Raw genomic sequence first — 16,505 nt, forward strand, 5'->3', positions numbered from 1 at the left:
AACCTTGGCACGGGTTTGTCCAACCCTCAAGCACCATGACCCATTCTTCCCCCGACCAGGCGGCGGTCGTTAACACCGTCACCACCACCCACACGCTCAGCGACTTCGATTTTGAGCTGCCCGAAGCGCTGATCGCCCAGCACCCGGCCGCGACCCGCACCGCCTCGCGCCTGCTGGATGGCACGGTCACCCCAGTCGTAGACCGCATCTTCAAAGACCTGCCCGGCCTGCTACGCGCGGGCGACCTGCTGGTCTTCAACGACACCAAGGTCGTCAAGGCCCGCCTCTTTGGCGAAAAAGCCACCGGCGGCAAGGTAGAGTTGTTGATCGAGCGCGTGCTGGGCGGCAACCAGGTGGCCGCCCATATGCGGGTCAGCAAGAAACCCGAAGTAGGCGCCACGCTGAAGCTGGTCTGCGCACCCGGCCATGAAGACGGTTTAAGCGCCACGATGCTCGGCCGCTGGCCCGATGCCACCGAAGGCCCGCTGTTCCGCTTTGTGCTCAGCAACGACGCGGGCGACGACCCCTACGCGCTGATGGAGCGCCACGGCCACGTGCCGCTGCCGCCCTACATCACCCACACCGATTCGGCCGAAGACGCCCAGCGCTACCAGACCGTGTTCGCCAAGAACCCCGGCGCCGTGGCCGCCCCCACCGCCGCCCTGCACTTTGACGAGGCTTTGCTGGACCAATTGACCGCCATGGGCGTGCACCAGGCCCACGTGACGCTGCACGTGGGCGCCGGCACATTCCAGCCCGTCAAGACCGAAAATTTGTCCGAGCACCAGATGCATAGCGAATGGTACGACGTGCCGCCCGCCACGCAGCAGGCCATTGCCGACTGCCGCGCACGCGGCGGCCGTGTGGTGGCCGTGGGCACGACCACGGTGCGCACGCTGGAGTCGTGGGCGCACAGCGGCGTGGCGCGGGGCGACACCCGCATCTTCATCACACCGGGCTTTGAGTTCAAGCTGATCGACCTGCTGGTGACCAATTTCCATTTGCCCAAGTCATCGCTGATGATGCTGGTCAGTGCCTTTGCAGGGTACGAGCCCATCATGGCGCTGTACCGGCATGCGATTGCGCAGGGGTATCGGTTCTTTAGTTATGGGGATGCGATGTTGCTGCACCGCAGGACTTGATGCGCTAATGTCGGTTAGAGGCACATAGCTGACCTAGAAGTTGCCAGACAGCAGTCGTTCAACCGATCGATTTTTGCGCTTCAACGTTCGACGTAAGGGGCCTGCCGCAGGCAGGTCCCCTTGACGGAGGGGTTAGGCCCGGCCTTGGCACTGGGACTGGCTGTGACAGCTTGCATGGCTCAAGGCACCTTAGCGGCAAGCCAAAGAAGCGCGGCGACCGCGAAGAATACTACCCAGGACAAATGCCTGCCGCGGGTGAAGACCAGCGGAAACAGACCGGAGACAAGCGCGACAGAGCTGAAGACCTGAAGCACAGCCTTGGACCCAAGCGGTTGCGCTGAAGCCTGAAGAACCAGGACGGCGACTCCCCACCAGACAACGGTGAGCAGATGCCAGACGAACCTAAGAGTGCCAGTGGTGAATTGGGTGCCACCGAAAAGCTCTGGCAAGTTATCGCGTTTGAAGAGCCGCATGAGGATGTAGCGCTCACCGAGATACGAGTGAGCGGCACCGGTAAGGAACAAGAGCGACGCGGCGAGGATCAGCATTTGCTCGGGGCTTAACGCAATGTAGATCGCAAAACCCGGTTGATACATCCTGGCCTTGACGATACATCTTTCATTAAAAAACTCCTGGGAATGGCTTACATCTTAGGTTTCCTCGGATTTTGAACCTTTTTATACAGGTATAAAAATTCCGACAAACCCCGCAGCTTGCGATTGCCAGATTCTAGGTGCCAAAGCGCTGAAAGCTGGGATTTGGACCTACTTAGTAAACGACCGCTTCCGCCCCACTACAGACTACAGGCAGGTACTGTAGCCGCATCAAACGCCGTACACCCCAAACACGGTTACGACTCCACAGCCGCGAATGAATCTATCTCCTTGTAAAAATACGTCGTTCCACACAGCGCACCCTCAGGCCAATGCGCGTAGTTGGGAATGACGCCAACGCGCTTCCACCCCAACCGCCCATACAGCCGTTCAGCATCGCTACCCGTCGCCGTATCCAGCACCAGCAATTGCTTGCCACAAGCCCGCGCCATATCTTCGGCGCCATGCATCAGCGCAGCGCCCAGCCCTTGTCGGCGGCCGCGGCGGTGGACCAGCATCTTGCACAGGTCGGCGCGGTGCACTTGGTTGTCGGGCTGGTCCAACACCAGTTGCACGGTGCCGACGATGCCCACGCCATCACGCGCCACCAGCAGGGCACGCTCGCCCGCAGCCACACCCGCCGCCACGCGCTGCCAGAAGGCGAACGCCTGGTCCAGTGCCAACGGTTGCATGAAGCCGACGGACGCGCCGCCCTCCACACAGTCCAGCAAGACCGAGGACAGTTGCGCGATATGGTCCTCGTCCAGCGTATGCAAGCGTTCCAATGTGATGGTGGTCGACATCTCAGAATTTCCGTGTTGTAGTGGGTGATGTGTCACTGACCAACACCACCGCATAGCGCGTGGTGCGGTCCGTGGGGTTGAAGAACACGATGGGCTGGTCCAGCGTCATGGCCAGGCAGTCGCCTCCGTGCAGTTGCCAGGTGGTGGCGCCCACAGTCAGATCCATGCGGCCGTCCAACACCCAGACCTGCTGGTGTACCTGGGTGTTGCGCGGCCCGGTCTCAAAGGCCACGCGGGCACCGGCGGGAAAGGCCACGTCCACCAACTGGATGGGGGACGCAAAACCGGCTGGCGACACAGCACGGCGCACATAGCCCGAGCCGGGGTCGGTCCAGACAGCTTGCTCAGCATGGCGCGCCAGCGGCGTGGCGGCGGAAGCGTCGTCGGCCGTGTTGCCACCGCGTACGCCCACCAGCTCGGATAGCGTGACGCCCAGGCCGACCGCGATCTTGTCCAACACCACGGCGGTGGGGCTGTTTTGCCCGCGTTCGATCAGGGAGAGAGCCGAGCGGCTGACACCCGTGGCCTGGGCCAGGGCCTCCAGCGACAGCTTGCGGTCCGCCCGCAGCGTCCGCAGGTTGGCGGCGATGCGGGAATCGATGGATGAGGATGGGTTTTGTGCAATTTCCATATTTATGGATATTTTATCCATAAATATGGAAATCAGATCAACTATCCGCCAACGGGTCTGCCGCTTTTCATCAGCTTGCCCAGGTAGCCCGAGTCCTCCTGGTGCTGAAAAGCCTTGCGCAGGCTGGCCAGCATCGCGGGAGGCATCTGTGGGCTGGCGGCCAACCACAGGTTGCCCACCAAATCCAGTCGGAAGGCGGGGGTAAAGCTGTCGCAGGCCACCTTCGCCTCTTCGCAGGCGAGCCGTATGCCTTCGTCCGAAAAAGCAATGAGGTCGATGCGGCCGGCCTGCTGCATCTTCAAAAGGCTGAAGGCGACGTTAACCACCTCCAGCCCCTTATCTGCACCCTCAGTGAATCCCTGAGCACGCAGATAGTCTGCCCGCACGTCGCCACGCATGACCCCAATGCGGTAGGGCCTGGCATCGTCCAGGGACTGGATGGCGATGTCCTTGCGGCTGTCCAGGCGGTAGAGGTAGTAGTTACGTTTGGCCATCAACCCCACCCACTGGTACTTGGACTCACGCTCTGCCGTGCGCAGCATGGGGAAGAGCACGGCATTGGGCTTCATCTCCAGCGTCTTCAGCGCCCGGGCAAACGGCTGGGGCTCTATGGTGTAGCTGAGCCCGGCATCCTGCATCAGCCGGCTGATGAGCTCGCGTCCATAACCGTTTGTACGCACAGGGCTGTCCGTAGCCGACACGCCAACGCCACCACCGGTCAGCACCAGCACATTGGTGGGCGCATCCGCGGCACGTGCAATCGCACCGGCGGCAACGAGGAACGTGAAGAGGAGACGGCGCAGCATGTGTGTGTCAATAAGGTTCCTGCAATGCGCCCTATCTTACGGCCCCCATACATGCCAGCTAGCGTGCCCCGTAAAATGCCCCACCCTCCGGAACACGCCCCATGCTGCAATTCAACCTCCTCCAAACCGACCCCGCCACCGCTACCTACGCGGGCAGCCACGCCCGCCGCGGCACGCTGACGCTGAACCATGGTGTCGTGCAAACGCCGATCTTCATGCCGGTGGGTACCTATGGCACGGTCAAGGGCGTGATGCCGCAAAGCCTGCACGATATGGGGGCGCAGATCATCCTGGGCAACACCTTCCACCTGTGGATGCGCCCGGGGCTGGACGTGATGGCCAGCTTTGGCGGCCTGCATGGGTTCGAGAAATGGGACAAGCCCATCCTGACCGACTCGGGCGGCTTCCAGGTCTGGAGCCTGGGCGAGATGCGCAAGATCAGCGAAGAAGGCGTCAAGTTCGCCAGCCCCGTCAATGGCGACAAGCTGTTCCTCACACCCGAGATCAGCATGCAGATCCAGACCGTGCTGAACAGCGACATCGTCATGCAGTTCGACGAATGCACGCCCTACGACACCAAGGGCCACATCACGACCGAACGCGAGGCCCGCACCTCGATGGAGCTGAGCCTGCGCTGGGCCAAGCGCTGCCAGGCCGAGTTCGCACGGCTGGAGAACCCCAATGCGCTGTTCGGCATCGTGCAAGGCGGCATGTTTGAAAACCTGCGCCAGGAGTCGCTGGACCAACTGGTAGAGATGGACTTCCCCGGTTACGCCGTCGGTGGCGTCAGCGTGGGCGAGCCCAAGGACGAAATGCAACGCATCATGGCCCACACGCCGCACCGCCTGCCGGCCAACAAGCCGCGCTACCTGATGGGCGTGGGCACGCCCGAGGACCTGGTCCAAGGCGTGGCCGAGGGCGTGGACATGTTCGACTGCGTGATGCCCACGCGCAATGCGCGCAACGGCACGCTGTTCACCCGCTACGGCGACCTGAAGATCCGCAACGCCCGCCACAAGACCGACCACCAACCGCTGGACGCCAGCTGCACCTGCTACGCCTGTGCGGGCGCCAGCGGCGTGTCATGGGAGCAAGGCGGACGCGAGGGCTTCAGCCGCGCCTACCTGCACCACCTGGACCGCTGCGGCGAGATGCTGGGCCCCATGCTGGCCACCGTGCACAACCTGCACTACTACCTGAACCTGATGCGCGAGGTGCGCGAGTCACTGGATGCCGGTGCGTTTGGCGCGTTCCGGGCACGGTTCAAGGCGGAACGGGCGCGGGGCGTTTGAGCGATAGCTATGCTATTTGTAGCAAAATAACTATATTTGACGAGGGCTATAGGCCTATTTAACCAACCATTCTGCCAAAAAATGCCTCATAAACCCCAATTTGGGTTGAAATCCGGCCCTGCGCCGGTCCAGGCCCCGTCGGGCCGCCAGCGGGCTGCCCAGCTCGGCAGATCGGCCGCCGGCATGGGCCTGGCAATGCCATAGCCCTGGGCCCGGTCGCAGCCCAGTGCCAGCAACTGCACGCCGTGGGCGATGGTCTCCACGCCCTCGGCAATCACCTCGCGCTTGAAGGCGGCGGCCAGGCCGATGACACCCTGGACGATGGCCAGGTCGTTGCCGTCATCCAGCATGTCGCGCACAAAGCTCTGGTCGATCTTGATGACCTCGGCCGGCAAGTGGCGCAGGTGGGCCAGCGACGAGTAGCCGGTGCCAAAGTCGTCCAGCGCAAAACGCACGCCCAGAGCCTGGCAGGTCTGGATGGTCTGGAAAACCTGAGCCATGTCCTCCAGCGCCGTGGTTTCCAGAATCTCCAGCTCCAGGGCCTGCGGCGCCACGCTGGGGTAGCGCGCCAGCAGCAGCGTGAGTTGCTGCGCGAAATTGTCTTGCTGCAATTGGCGCGCGCCGATGTTGACGCTGACCGCCAGCTCCAGCCCCGCGGCCTTCCACTGCGCCATCTGCTTGAGTGCCGCGTCTATGACCCACTCGCCCACGGCCACACTGATGGGGTGGTTTTCCACCACCGGCAAGAAGGCCGCTGGCGCCAGCAGACCCTGCTGCGGGTGCTGCCAGCGTATCAGCGCCTCGGCCCCCAACAGGGCGCCCGTGCGCATATTGACCTTGGGCTGGTAGTACAGCACGAACTCCTGCTGCGTCAGCGCGCGGCTGATGTGCTCCAGGCTCTCGCGCTGGGTCTTGACGGCCGTGTCCTGTGCCACATCGAAGACGTGGTAGCGGTTCTTGCCGGCCTGCTTGGCCACATACATGGCCTGGTCTGCGTGGCGCAGCAGTTGGTCGACCTCGGAATCGTCCTGTGGGTAGATGGTGACGCCAATACTGGCCGACACCTGCAGCACAAAAGGGCCCAGCGCCACCGGCGCGGCCGCAGCCTTGAGCAGGCGCTCCAGTACCGGCTCGGCGTCTTGCACGCGCCCCAGGTCGACCAGCACCGCGACGAACTCGTCACCGCCAATGCGGGCCAGCGTGTCGCCATCGCGCAGCGCGGCCTTCATGCGGTGGGTCAGGGCCACCAGCAACTCATCGCCCTGGCCGTGGCCGTGGGTGTCGTTGACGGTCTTGAAGCCATCCAGGTCCAGGTAGACCACGGCCACCGAGCGCGCGCGGCGCAGGCTTTGCGTCAGGGCCTGCTGCAGGCGGTCGGCCAGCAGCACGCGGTTGGGCAGGCTGGTCAGGGCGTCGAAGTGCGCCACATGTTCCAGCTGGCGCTGGTAGTCCTTCATCGGCGTGATGTCGGTGAACAGGGCCACATAGTTCTTGATCTGGCCCTTGGTGTTGCGCACGGTGCTGATGGTCAGCATCTCGGCGAAGATCTCACCGTTCTTGCGGCGGTTCCAGATCTCGCCGCTCCAGTAGCCAGCTGTCTCCAGCGCATGCTGGCGGGCGGCATAGAACTCATCGCCCTGGCGGCCGGAATTCAGCAGCGCACGCGGGTGCTGGCCCAGCGCCTCTTCGCGGGTGAAGCCGGTGATCTCGGTGAACATGTCGTTGACATCGATGATGACGTCACCGGCATTCACGATCATGATGCCCTCGCGTGCATGGCTGAACACGGTGGCGGCCAGGCGTAAGCGCGCGTCGGCCCGGGATTGCTCGATGGCCAGCGCCGCCAGCCGGGCCTCGTCTTCGATCAGCAGCAGGTCTTGCAAGGCCGGCTGGCAGACCTGGCGGTGGTACACGGCAAAGGTGCCCAGCACCCGGCCCTGGGCCGACAGAATGGGCTCGGACCAGCAGGCCGCCACATCGGCCTGGCGCGCCAGCTCACGGTACGGCAGCCACCAGGGGTGGTTGGCGATGTCCTCCACAATGACGCGCTGGCCAGTGAAGGCCGCCGTGCCACAGGAGCCCGTGGTGGGGCCGAATTCCAGGCCGTCCAGTGCCGCGTTGTAGAAGGCCGGCAGGCTGGGCGCGGCCCCATGGCGCAGGTGCGTGCCATCGGCATCCAGCAGTTGGATGCTGCACAGCATGGCGGGGTTGATGGCCTCCACATCGCGGACCATGGCGTCCAACACATCCGACAGCGGCGCCTTCTCGGCCAGCAGCTTGAGCACGCGGTTGTGGTGCTGCTGGCGCTGGTCGGCGCGCCTACGGTCGTTGATGTCGGCCAGCACACCCACCAGGCCCAGTATCTGGTTGTCGGCGTCCACGAAACGGCGGCCGGCCAGGTGCCCCCAGAAATCGACGCCATCGGCGCGGCGGTACAGGCGCTCCACATCGGTGGTGGCCACCTGCCCGCCCAGCAGCTTGATCATCAGCGCGCGGCCGATCTCGCGCTCCACCGGGTCGATCAGCTCCACATACTCCATGCCCACCAGCTCGGCCACGGACCAGCGGAACATTTCCGCCATGCGCCGGTTGGCATGGGTGATGCGCCCCTGCAGGTTGACGAGGAAGATGCCGACGCTGGAGGTGTCCAGGATTTGCTGCAGCAGCAGTTCGCCACCGGGCAGGTTCAGCGCCGTGGGCGGTGTGGTCGTCCGCCCGGTGCGTTTCACGCGAGCTGCCCCTGGGTGTCGGCAATAAAGACGGTCAACACGCCGGTATAGCCGTAGAGGTGGTGGTGGGCGATTTCACCGGCCGCAAAGAAGCCGACCAGGGGCACATCGCCCAGCGCGCGGCGCACCAGTTGCAGTTCGGCACTGGGGCCGCCAAAGTGTGATCCGCCGCGCCCGGTGCAGCTGACATAGACCGCACCGGCCACGCGCCGCGCCGGGTGGGGCGCCGATTCCAGCATCGAGGCCTGCACCGCGTGGGCGGTCTCCAGGGCCTGCTCCTGCGGCTCCAGCTCCTCGCGGATTTCGGCGCAGATGCGGGTCAGGTCGGCGCGAGCGGCCTGCACATTGCGCCGGCAAAACACCAGTTGCGCGCCGGCCTCCACACGGTCGGCCACGACAACGCCGCGGCGCACCGGGTCCAACCCGATGATGTGGCGCACCAGCACGTCTTCGCCAAAATTGCCGGTCTGGTGCACGGCCGAACGGGCCGTGCCGAGCGACTGCCCATCGGGCGCCGGCACCAGGCCGACCAGCGTGGCACGCACCACGTCCAACGCCTCCTGGGGCTCGTCCAGCGAAATGGCCAGGTCGCGCAGCATGACCTCCAGCGCGGGCTCGCCATCCAGGCTCAGCACCACGTTGTGTTCGGCTTCGGTGACGCGGCGCACAGCCGACACCGGCATGCAGCCCTGGGTGACGCGCGACACCAGGGCCACATCGGCACCAAAGGCCACGCCGCTCATACCACCGCTGAACACGCCGCTGGCCGCGCCGTGGCCGCCGATGTTGCCATCACCGCCGACGGCGAACTGCACGGTCTGCCAGCGGCTGCTGGAGAGGCCGCCGAACACGTAGTTGGAACTGGTGCGCGCCGCCATCTCGGCGATCAGCTCGCCGACATCGGTGGTCTCGGGGTCGGCATGCACGAGCGCGGCATGGGCCTCAAAACCCATGCCTAGCGGCGCCACGCCGGAGAACACGCGGTACTGGTCGCTGGGCAGCTCCAGCAGCATGACGGCCATGGCCGGTTCGTCCCAATATTCCACATTGTTGGACACGATGCCCGCGCCCACGGTGCCCGACCAGTCGGTTACCAGCGGCAACTCGGCCGCCAGGTGGTCCAGGATGTCTTGCGCCACGTCGGCATAGTGGTCGGTGATGTAGAGCAAAGCCAGCGTGGGTGCGCTGGCATAGCCCGGCAGCGCCATCTGGGCCCGCAACTGCGCGGCGACCAGTGCGGCTGCCATCGGCCACTGGGGGTGGGTGGCGTGTGCGTAAGGAAAAAGCTTCATATATCCGTACCCCCCTTGCGGACGGACCGGTGACCGAGAGGACTACAGGCCGCGCGACGATGCGGTCTTGCGAGCAGCCGGTTTGCCGGTCGCCCGTTTGACGGCCCCGGTGGCCGCCTTCTTACCCACCGCCTTGGCGGATTTGATGGCTTCCTTGGCCATGCCGGTGGCCATGTTCTTGGTGACATCGACCGCGGTCTTGCTGGCGGCCTCTTTGAAGGCACCGGCCGCGATCTGCTGGAACTGCTGCGTGAGCGACCCCCACAGGTGTAGCGGGTCGACCAGGGCGCCCACGCCCGATGCGGCCTTGCCGGCCTTGGACGATGCGCTGCTGGTGCCGGTAGCCACTTCGGAGATGGTCTTGGCGGTGGAGGCCGCGCGATCGCTGACACGCTGCACGCCCGACTGCACCGACTCGGCCGCCTTGAGCTTGAGGGCATTGGCCACGTCGCCGATGTTGAAGTTCATGCCCTTGAGCGTGGCCAGTGTCATCTTCTGCACCTCCAGCGCCTGGATGGTGGCGCCCAGCGCGCGGGAGTTTTGCTCCAGCCAGAAGTGCACGGCCTTGAGCTCTTCGATGCGCTTTTCCAGCTCTTCGACATTCAGCGTAGGGGCAACCCAGTTACCCAGGTTGGGCATCTGCGGAATATTGCTGGTGGCACCCTTGGCCAAGGTTTGCAGGAAGTCGAAGCCCGGTACAAATTTGCCAAAGCCGGTGGTGTCTTTATCGCTCATATGGGCTCCCAAGGAGTGAGTGGAGGTTGCCTACGCTCTCAATGGACAACAGCTTACTCCAATGTAGCGCACCGGTGTTGCAGAAGATCGCCCCCTGCTAACCCAGCCAGGCCTTCAGTTGGGAGGCCGTGGGCACGCCGGTGATGCGCTGCACCCGACCGTCGCGCCCAACCAACACCACATAGGGGGTGATGTTGTGCCAGCGCGGGTCCACGCGCTTGCGCAGGGCCGCGCCATCGCCGGCAAAGGCGTAGACCTGGGTCGTGCCCACATAGTGGCGGGCGGTGGCCAAGGCCCGCTCGCCCTGCACGTCCATCAGGATGGTGGCCCGCACCACGGGTGCTTCCAGCGGCGCCACGGCCTGCTGTAGCAGCTCAAAGACCTCGGGGCAGACCGTGCAAAACGAGTTGGTGAACACATAGGCGGCGGGGCGCGGGCCGCTGCGCAACCATTGACGCCACAGGGTTGCATCGAAAGATGCTACGGTTTCAATAGCTGCATGACTAGGTTCGACGAGGGCTAACGCCTGATTTGACACCAAGAGACCCGGCGTAAGCAGTGCCAGCACCAACAGCCGGCGCCGTGTGGAATGGGAGGGGTGTGCCATAGGGGTGGGGGTCGTTTTGGGGGGCTGTGGCGCCGTGCCAACCCCAGTGTGCCTGAATCCGCACACGGCGGCTCGGCAAGGCGGTAGAGCGGTTAAATTGGAGGGCTGCATCCGCCCCCTCCCCTCACAAAAAAACGAAGAACAACTGGCCCTATGAACCTCGGGATCGCCGCGCGCCAAGTCTCTGCCGGATGCATCGTGGGCCTCAGTGCCATCATCTATGCGGTCTCCTACGGCGCGCTGCTGTTCGCCGGTCCGTTGGCGCCCTATGTGGGCTATGGCATTGCCGCGGCGCTGGCCACGGCGTGCGTGGGCGCGTTGTTTGGCTGGCTGTCGCAGGAGCGCACCTTCATCAGCGGGCCGGACTCCAACACCATCTCGGTGCTGGCAGCCATGGTGGCCACGCTGGCCGCGACGGCCAGCACCGGCGAACCCGCGCCCAGCCGCGTTATTGCCAGCCTGTGCGTCACCTCCCTCGTCTGCGCGGCGGCCTTCTACCTGCTGGGGCGCTACCGGCTGGCCGGCTTGATACGCTACATCCCGTTCTCGGTGATGGCGGGCTTTCTGGCGGCCACCGGCTGGTTGATGTGCAGCGGGGCCATGCACATCATCGCCGGCACGCCGCTGAGCCTGCAGGGGCTGGAGGCCCTGGCCGCCAACCCCTACCGGCCCGAGCTGGTGCTGGCCCTGGCGGTGGTGGTGGCGCTGTTCGCGCTGGGGCGGTGGGCGTCGGCCGCGTTGCTGATACCGGTGGTGATGCTGGCGGCCACCGGCCTGACGCATATCTTCCTGGCCAGCGGCCTGTGCCAAGCCAGCACCTGCAACCCGGCGGCCTGGATGTTTGCCGCCCTGCCCGACGCCACCTGGCTACCCCCCTGGCGCAACCCGCTGGACTGGGCCGAGCTACACCTGCTGCTGCAGGCCCTGCCCAGCATGCTGATGGTCAGCTTTGTCGGCCTGCTGACCATTCTGCTGTCGCTGGCCAGCCTGGAGCTGGACTACCAACGGGAATTCGATTTGAACCGGCTGCTCAAGGCCCATGCCGCGTCCACCGGACTGTCGGCGCTGGTGGGTGGTTTTGTGGGCATCATCTCCATAGGCCGCACCACGCTGAACCACCACACAGGTGGCGGCGCCTGGTCGGGCCTGGTGGCTGCGGCCATGTGCCTGGCCATGCTGCTGGGGGCCGGCGACGTGATCAGCCACGTGCCCAAGGCGGCACTGGGCGGCCTGGTGCTGTACCTGGGCCTGGGCATGCTGCGCCAGTGGCTGTGGCAACAGCGCAAGGCCGCCTCGCGTGACGAGCTGCTGCAAATCGTGCTCATCGTCATCCTGGTGGCCAACTATGGCTACCTGGTCGGCTTTGCCGCCGGCCTGCTGATTGCCTGCAGCATTTTTGTGCTGACCTACAGCAAGCTGCCGCTGACCAGTGTCACGACCACGCTGGCCGTGCTGGCCAGCTCGGTGCTGCGCTCGGACCAGGCCATGGAGACGCTGCGCCAGCGCGGCGAGCGCAGCATCATCTACCGGCTGCAGGGCTATGTGTTTTTTGGCTCGGCCAACAAGATCGACACCCTGTTCCAGGAACTGGCCATCGACGGACTGGATTGCGTGATACTGGACTTCAGCAAGGTCAGCGGCGTGGATCTGTCCGCCATTGGCGTGCTGCAGCGCATCGTGCGCCGCTACCAGGACCAACCGCTACGCGTCTACCTGGTCCACGCCCCTAGCAACCGGGCCGCGCTGCACGCGGTAGCCCAGCACCTGCCGCACCACCCACGCCTGCATTTCTTCGCCACATTGGACGAGGCGCTGGAAGCCGCCGAGGACAGCCTGCTGGACCGGCAGGCCGCCGCCGCGGCAACAGCCGAAGGCCACCAGGACTGCTTTGCCTTTCTGGACCAGGCCAACGACCGGACGGCTTTCCAAAGCTATTGCAGCAGCCTGCACGTTCCACAGGGCGCGCTGCTGTGCCGCGACGGGGAGTTTTCCGACGCCATCTATTTCGTTGCCCAAGGCAGCTTCAATGTGGTCAAGACCACGGGCGGCGAAGACAGTGGCAATGGCCACAGACTGGCCAAGATCAGCGGCGGCGCCATGGTCGGCGAGATGGCCTTCTACACCGGCCAGGCGCGCACCGCCTCCATCATTGCGGTGGTAGATTCCACCGTCTACGCGCTGGACAAGGCCGCGCTGGAGCGCATGCGCACGCAGGCACCCGACATGGCCACGCGCTTTGACCATGTGGTGATTGCCAAGCTGGCGCGCGCACTGCACCGCGCCAACCGCCTATCCGCAACGTTGGGCTGAGCAGCGCCCAAAGGACCCACAACCATGATGCACTACACCTTCTTGTCCGCCACCATCCTGCTGGTACTGATCACGGACCCGATTGGCAATATTCCCATCTTTGCCAACGCGCTCAAGCATGTGGCGCCCGAGCGCCGGCCGCGCGTCATCCTGCGCGAGATCCTCATCGCCTTTGCGCTGTTGTTGACCTTCATGTTTGTCGGCGAGAGCTTTTTGCGCGTCATGAACCTGAGTGAGTTGTCGCTGCAGATCGGCGGCGGCGTGATCCTGTTCCTGATCGCACTGCGCATGGTGTTCCCGCCACCGGCCGGCGGCGCGGAAGAAGAGCAGATGGTGGAGCCGCTGATCGTGCCGCTGGCCGTGCCCGCCATCGCCGGCCCCTCGGCGCTAGCCACTGTGCTGCTGCTGGTGTCGCAACAGCCCGAGCGCCGCATCGAGTGGATAGGCGCGCTGTGCGTGACCATGCTGGTCAGCGCCATCGTGCTGGTCTCGGCCGAGCGCATCCAGCGCATCATCGGCACGCGTCTGGTGACGGCGGTGGAGCGGCTGATGGGCCTGGTGCTGGTGTCGGTGGCCATCGAGATGCTGCTGCGGGGCATCAAGACCTTTGTGCTGCAAATGGCCAAGGGCTGAGCCCAAAGCCTTCACGCGCCACTACTTCTGCGGTTTGGCTGGCATACGCCCCGCCGCCGGCAGCGCCAAGGCGTAGCGGCTGGCAATGGCCTTCCACTGCGGATCGGAGGGCATGGCCTTCACAATGCGCACCAGGCGGGCGGCCAGGTCGGCATTGCGTTTGCCGATCAGGATGTGGCGCAAAAACTCCTGCTCGCCGGGCATAGGCAGGCTGACCAGATCGGGCTTGGCGGGCCCCGACCGGTGCATCAAGGTGCGAAAGGCCGTCATATTGGTCTGCGTGAAATCCACACGGCCTATGGCCAGTTGCTTCATGGAAGCGCTCAGCGACGAAGAGTCCAGGCGGATGATGGTGTGGTTGCTGACGAGCTCGTCCAGGCCTTGGTAGCGGGCATCCAACGAGGCGCCGAAGCGCATGCCCGCCAGATCACTCAATTGGCGTATGGGCGGCGCTATGGGACCTCGGAACACCAGCAGATTGGCATCCACAAACAGCCCGTCGGTCCATGCAAAGCGCTGCTGTTCGGCATCGTCCACAAAGCGCGGGTTCAAAAACAGCGCAATGCCGCCAAAGGCAGACGGGTCGGCCAGTTCCATGCGCATCAGGCGCGAGCGGGGAATGGTCTCCAATTGCAGACGATAGACGCCGGCCAGTTTCTGGTTCAAGTAGGCCACGCAGTCGGCCGCCAGGCCGTTGCCGTCTTCTTCCACGAAGGGCGATTGCGCATACGTGTTGAAGGCGATGACCGGTGGCCCCGCCGGCGTGACGGCCTGGGCCTGCACAGGATGCTGCGCAATCCCCCATAGGCCCAGCGCCGCCACGGCGTAGCACCCAAGGCCGCGCGCCGCGCAACGGCGCAGCCACGGCCACGCTAAGGCCCGCCTCAGGGGGTTCCAAACATCCACCATGCTATTGCCTGCATTGCTCCACGACGTGCCACCAAGCGTACCGCTATGGCCACCGCTGTCAAGCAGCGATTGCGCTTGCAAAAACAATATAAACCGTTATTCTGCAAGCAATAGAGGTATGGTACGAACTTCGCCCTCCACCAGCGCGCGCAGGCCCGCGTGCGTGGGCATCTGCACTCGCGCACAGATGCTGGCCGCACTGGTTTGCGTCCTTGGTACTCCCTGCGGCGCAGGCACCACCCTCATTGCCGAAGCCAGCAGCGGCTTGGCGTTTTCGCAATCCGAGGTGGGAGCCTACGCGGCCCCGCTGCGGCAGCGTTTTCTGGACCAGGCCCAGGCCCGGCAAGAGCGGGGTTGTGCCGCGCAATGTCCCCAGATTGCCCGCGTATGGCAACGCTTGCTGCCCGTGGTGCTGACCCAGCAGCCAACACAGGCTCCGTTGCGGCTGGAACTGGTCACCAGTGTGCAGGTCGATGCACTGAGTTTTGCGGATGGGACCATCGTGCTGTCCACTGCCTTTGTGGACCGCCTGGGCCTGGACGATGCCCAACTGGCCTTTGTGTTGGCCCACGAGGTGTCGCACATCCTGTTGCAGCACGAACGGCAGACGCTGACCTCGGCCATGGCCTTGATGGCGCCGGCGCTGGTCAACCGTGCGTCCGACGTCTACGACGCAATGCAGGAGCGCTATTTCACGCTGGACAGCGCGCTGTCGCTGATCGCCCACCAGACCGAATGGGAGGCTGACGAAGTGGGCCTGCAACTGGCCGCATTGGCGGGTTTTGACCCGCGCCAGCAATTGGTGTTCATGCAGAGCCTTGCGGTTCGCCAGGGCAATCCAGGTGCGTCCATGGTTTCCACCCATCCGGCTGCCGCGTTGCGGCTGGAGAAGCTGCAAGCGCTGCTGCCGTTGGCGATGCGCCTGTATGCGGCGGGCGCCGCCGGCGCGGACAAGCCTTAGCGGGCGGGCTGGGGCTGCCCCGGCGCCATGACCTCTTGCTCGATGGCGCCAAAGATGCTGTGGCCGTCCAGCCCCTTCATCTCGATGCGGATGGTGTCGCCGTATTGCATGAACTCCGTGCTGGGCTGGCCATCCAGGATGGTTTCCATCGCCCGCTTCTCGGCGATGCAGCTATAGCCCTTGGGCCATTCGGTGGTCGCCTTGTCGCCGCTGCCTTTGGCCACACCCTGGTTGCTGACCGTGCCGGAGCCGATGATGGACCCTGCGCGCACATTGCGGGTCTTGCACAGGTGGGCAATCAGCTGGCCGAAGTGGAAGGTCATGTCCGGCCCGGCATCGCACATACCGACTTTGCGGCCATTCCAGGTGCTTTGCAGCGGCAGGTGCACGCGGCCCTGTATCCAGGCCTCACCCAACTCATCGGACGTCACAGCCACCGGGCTGAAGGCCGTGGCTGGCTTGCTCTGCACAAAACCAAAGCCCTTGGCCAGTTCGGCGGGGATCAGGTTGCGCAGGCTCACGTCGTTGACCAGCATCAGCAGACGGATGCCGTCCAGCGCGCGCTCGGCCGTGCAGCCCATGGGCATGTCGCTGGTGATGACGGCCACCTCGGCTTCGAAGTCGATGCCAAAGGCCTCGCTGGCGCAGACGATGGGGTCGCGCGGGCCTGTCAGGTCGTCGCTGCCGCCCTGGTACATCAGCGGGTCGGTGTAAAAGCTCTCGGGCACCTCGGCGCCGCGGGCCTTGCGCACCAGCTCTACGTGGTTGAGGTAGGCCGAGCCGTCGGCCCATTGGTAGGCGCGGGGCAGCGGCGCCATGCACTGTGCGGTATCGAACGGAAAGGCGTGGCGGGCGCGGCCATTGTTGAGGTTGTCATACAGGCCCTGCAGTTGGGGCGACAGGTAGTTCCAGTCATCCAGTACCTGCTGCAGGCGATTGGCAATGTGGGTGGCGTAGACCGCCTGGCTGAGGTCGCGCGAGACGACGACCAGTTGGCCGTCGCGCGAGCCGTCTTTGTAGGTTGCGAGTTTCATGGGGGAATTGTCGCTCTGAATTAAACTG

General features: G+C 64.7%; 15 protein-coding genes. 5 read left to right on the plus strand and 10 right to left on the minus strand.

Annotated features, from left to right (window positions below; translation table 11 throughout):
* Positions 1-35 precede the first annotated feature (35 nt).
* Positions 36-1,142 carry a tRNA preQ1(34) S-adenosylmethionine ribosyltransferase-isomerase QueA gene (queA, locus tag AC07OO_RS13905; protein ID WP_495082686.1) on the plus strand — a complete coding sequence of 369 codons (1,107 nt, stop codon included), beginning with the start codon at positions 36-38 and terminating at the stop codon, positions 1,140-1,142.
* A gap of 179 nt (positions 1,143-1,321) precedes the next feature.
* On the opposite strand, the gene AC07OO_RS13910 is transcribed toward queA, so the two are convergent.
* The 4 genes from AC07OO_RS13910 to AC07OO_RS13925 all read right to left on the minus strand — a co-directional run bounded on the left by AC07OO_RS13910 (position 1,322) and on the right by AC07OO_RS13925 (position 3,975).
* The gene (locus AC07OO_RS13910; protein WP_495082687.1) at positions 1,322-1,690 is read right to left on the minus strand and encodes a hypothetical protein; all 369 of its coding nucleotides are present in this window, start codon (positions 1,688-1,690) and stop codon (positions 1,322-1,324) included.
* Positions 1,691-1,992: 302 nt separating this feature from the next.
* A complete protein-coding gene (locus AC07OO_RS13915) occupies positions 1,993-2,538 on the minus strand; it encodes a GNAT family N-acetyltransferase (RefSeq protein WP_495082688.1) in 546 nt (181 codons plus the stop codon).
* A gap of 1 nt (position 2,539) precedes the next feature.
* Positions 2,540-3,169 carry a helix-turn-helix domain-containing protein gene (locus AC07OO_RS13920; RefSeq protein ID WP_495082689.1) on the minus strand — a complete coding sequence of 210 codons (630 nt, stop codon included), beginning with the start codon at positions 3,167-3,169 and terminating at the stop codon, positions 2,540-2,542.
* Positions 3,170-3,210: 41 nt separating this feature from the next.
* Positions 3,211-3,975 carry a substrate-binding periplasmic protein gene (locus AC07OO_RS13925; RefSeq protein WP_495082690.1) on the minus strand — a complete coding sequence of 255 codons (765 nt, stop codon included), beginning with the start codon at positions 3,973-3,975 and terminating at the stop codon, positions 3,211-3,213.
* A gap of 101 nt (positions 3,976-4,076) precedes the next feature.
* Here AC07OO_RS13925 and tgt point away from each other — a divergent pair, with 101 nt between their 5' ends.
* Entirely contained in the window at positions 4,077-5,267 is a 1,191-nt protein-coding gene (gene tgt / locus AC07OO_RS13930; protein WP_495082691.1) for a tRNA guanosine(34) transglycosylase Tgt, read from the plus strand.
* Positions 5,268-5,353: 86 nt separating this feature from the next.
* Here tgt and AC07OO_RS13935 read toward each other — a convergent pair whose 3' ends face one another.
* The 4 genes from AC07OO_RS13935 to AC07OO_RS13950 all read right to left on the minus strand — a co-directional run bounded on the left by AC07OO_RS13935 (position 5,354) and on the right by AC07OO_RS13950 (position 10,630).
* Positions 5,354-7,996, minus strand: a complete 2,643-nt coding sequence (locus AC07OO_RS13935; protein ID WP_495082692.1) for an EAL domain-containing protein — start codon at positions 7,994-7,996, stop codon at positions 5,354-5,356.
* A complete protein-coding gene (locus AC07OO_RS13940; RefSeq protein ID WP_495082693.1) occupies positions 7,993-9,288 on the minus strand; it encodes an FIST signal transduction protein in 1,296 nt (431 codons plus the stop codon). Before AC07OO_RS13940 ends, AC07OO_RS13935 begins: the two co-directional genes overlap by 4 nt.
* Before the next feature lie 42 nt (positions 9,289-9,330).
* Positions 9,331-10,023, minus strand: coding sequence for a PhaM family polyhydroxyalkanoate granule multifunctional regulatory protein (locus AC07OO_RS13945; protein WP_495082694.1), 693 nt, complete (start codon positions 10,021-10,023; stop codon positions 9,331-9,333).
* A gap of 97 nt (positions 10,024-10,120) precedes the next feature.
* A complete protein-coding gene (locus AC07OO_RS13950) occupies positions 10,121-10,630 on the minus strand; it encodes a hypothetical protein (protein WP_495082695.1) in 510 nt (169 codons plus the stop codon).
* A 153-nt stretch (positions 10,631-10,783) separates the two neighbouring features.
* On the opposite strand from AC07OO_RS13950, the gene AC07OO_RS13955 reads away from it, so the two are divergent.
* On the plus strand, positions 10,784-12,940 hold the full coding sequence (locus AC07OO_RS13955) for a SulP family inorganic anion transporter (RefSeq protein WP_495082696.1): 2,157 nt from the start codon (positions 10,784-10,786) through the stop codon (positions 12,938-12,940).
* A 27-nt stretch (positions 12,941-12,967) separates the two neighbouring features.
* Positions 12,968-13,573, plus strand: a complete 606-nt coding sequence (locus AC07OO_RS13960; protein ID WP_495083351.1) for a MarC family protein — start codon at positions 12,968-12,970, stop codon at positions 13,571-13,573.
* A 21-nt stretch (positions 13,574-13,594) separates the two neighbouring features.
* On the opposite strand, the gene AC07OO_RS13965 is transcribed toward AC07OO_RS13960, so the two are convergent.
* Positions 13,595-14,395: a substrate-binding periplasmic protein gene (locus AC07OO_RS13965; protein WP_495082697.1), complete on the minus strand. Its 801-nt coding sequence runs from the start codon at positions 14,393-14,395 to the stop codon at positions 13,595-13,597.
* Between the two features lie 250 nt (positions 14,396-14,645).
* On the opposite strand from AC07OO_RS13965, the gene AC07OO_RS13970 reads away from it, so the two are divergent.
* Complete coding sequence (locus AC07OO_RS13970) at positions 14,646-15,443, plus strand: M48 family metalloprotease (RefSeq protein WP_495082698.1); 798 nt, start codon at positions 14,646-14,648, stop codon at positions 15,441-15,443.
* Here AC07OO_RS13970 and AC07OO_RS13975 read toward each other — a convergent pair.
* Positions 15,440-16,477: a fumarylacetoacetate hydrolase family protein gene (locus AC07OO_RS13975; protein ID WP_495082699.1), complete on the minus strand. Its 1,038-nt coding sequence runs from the start codon at positions 16,475-16,477 to the stop codon at positions 15,440-15,442. The two genes, AC07OO_RS13970 and AC07OO_RS13975, sit on opposite strands and share 4 nt — an antisense overlap.
* Positions 16,478-16,505: the final 28 nt, after the last annotated feature.

Source organism: Rhodoferax sp. GW821-FHT07G04 (assembly GCF_059418585.1).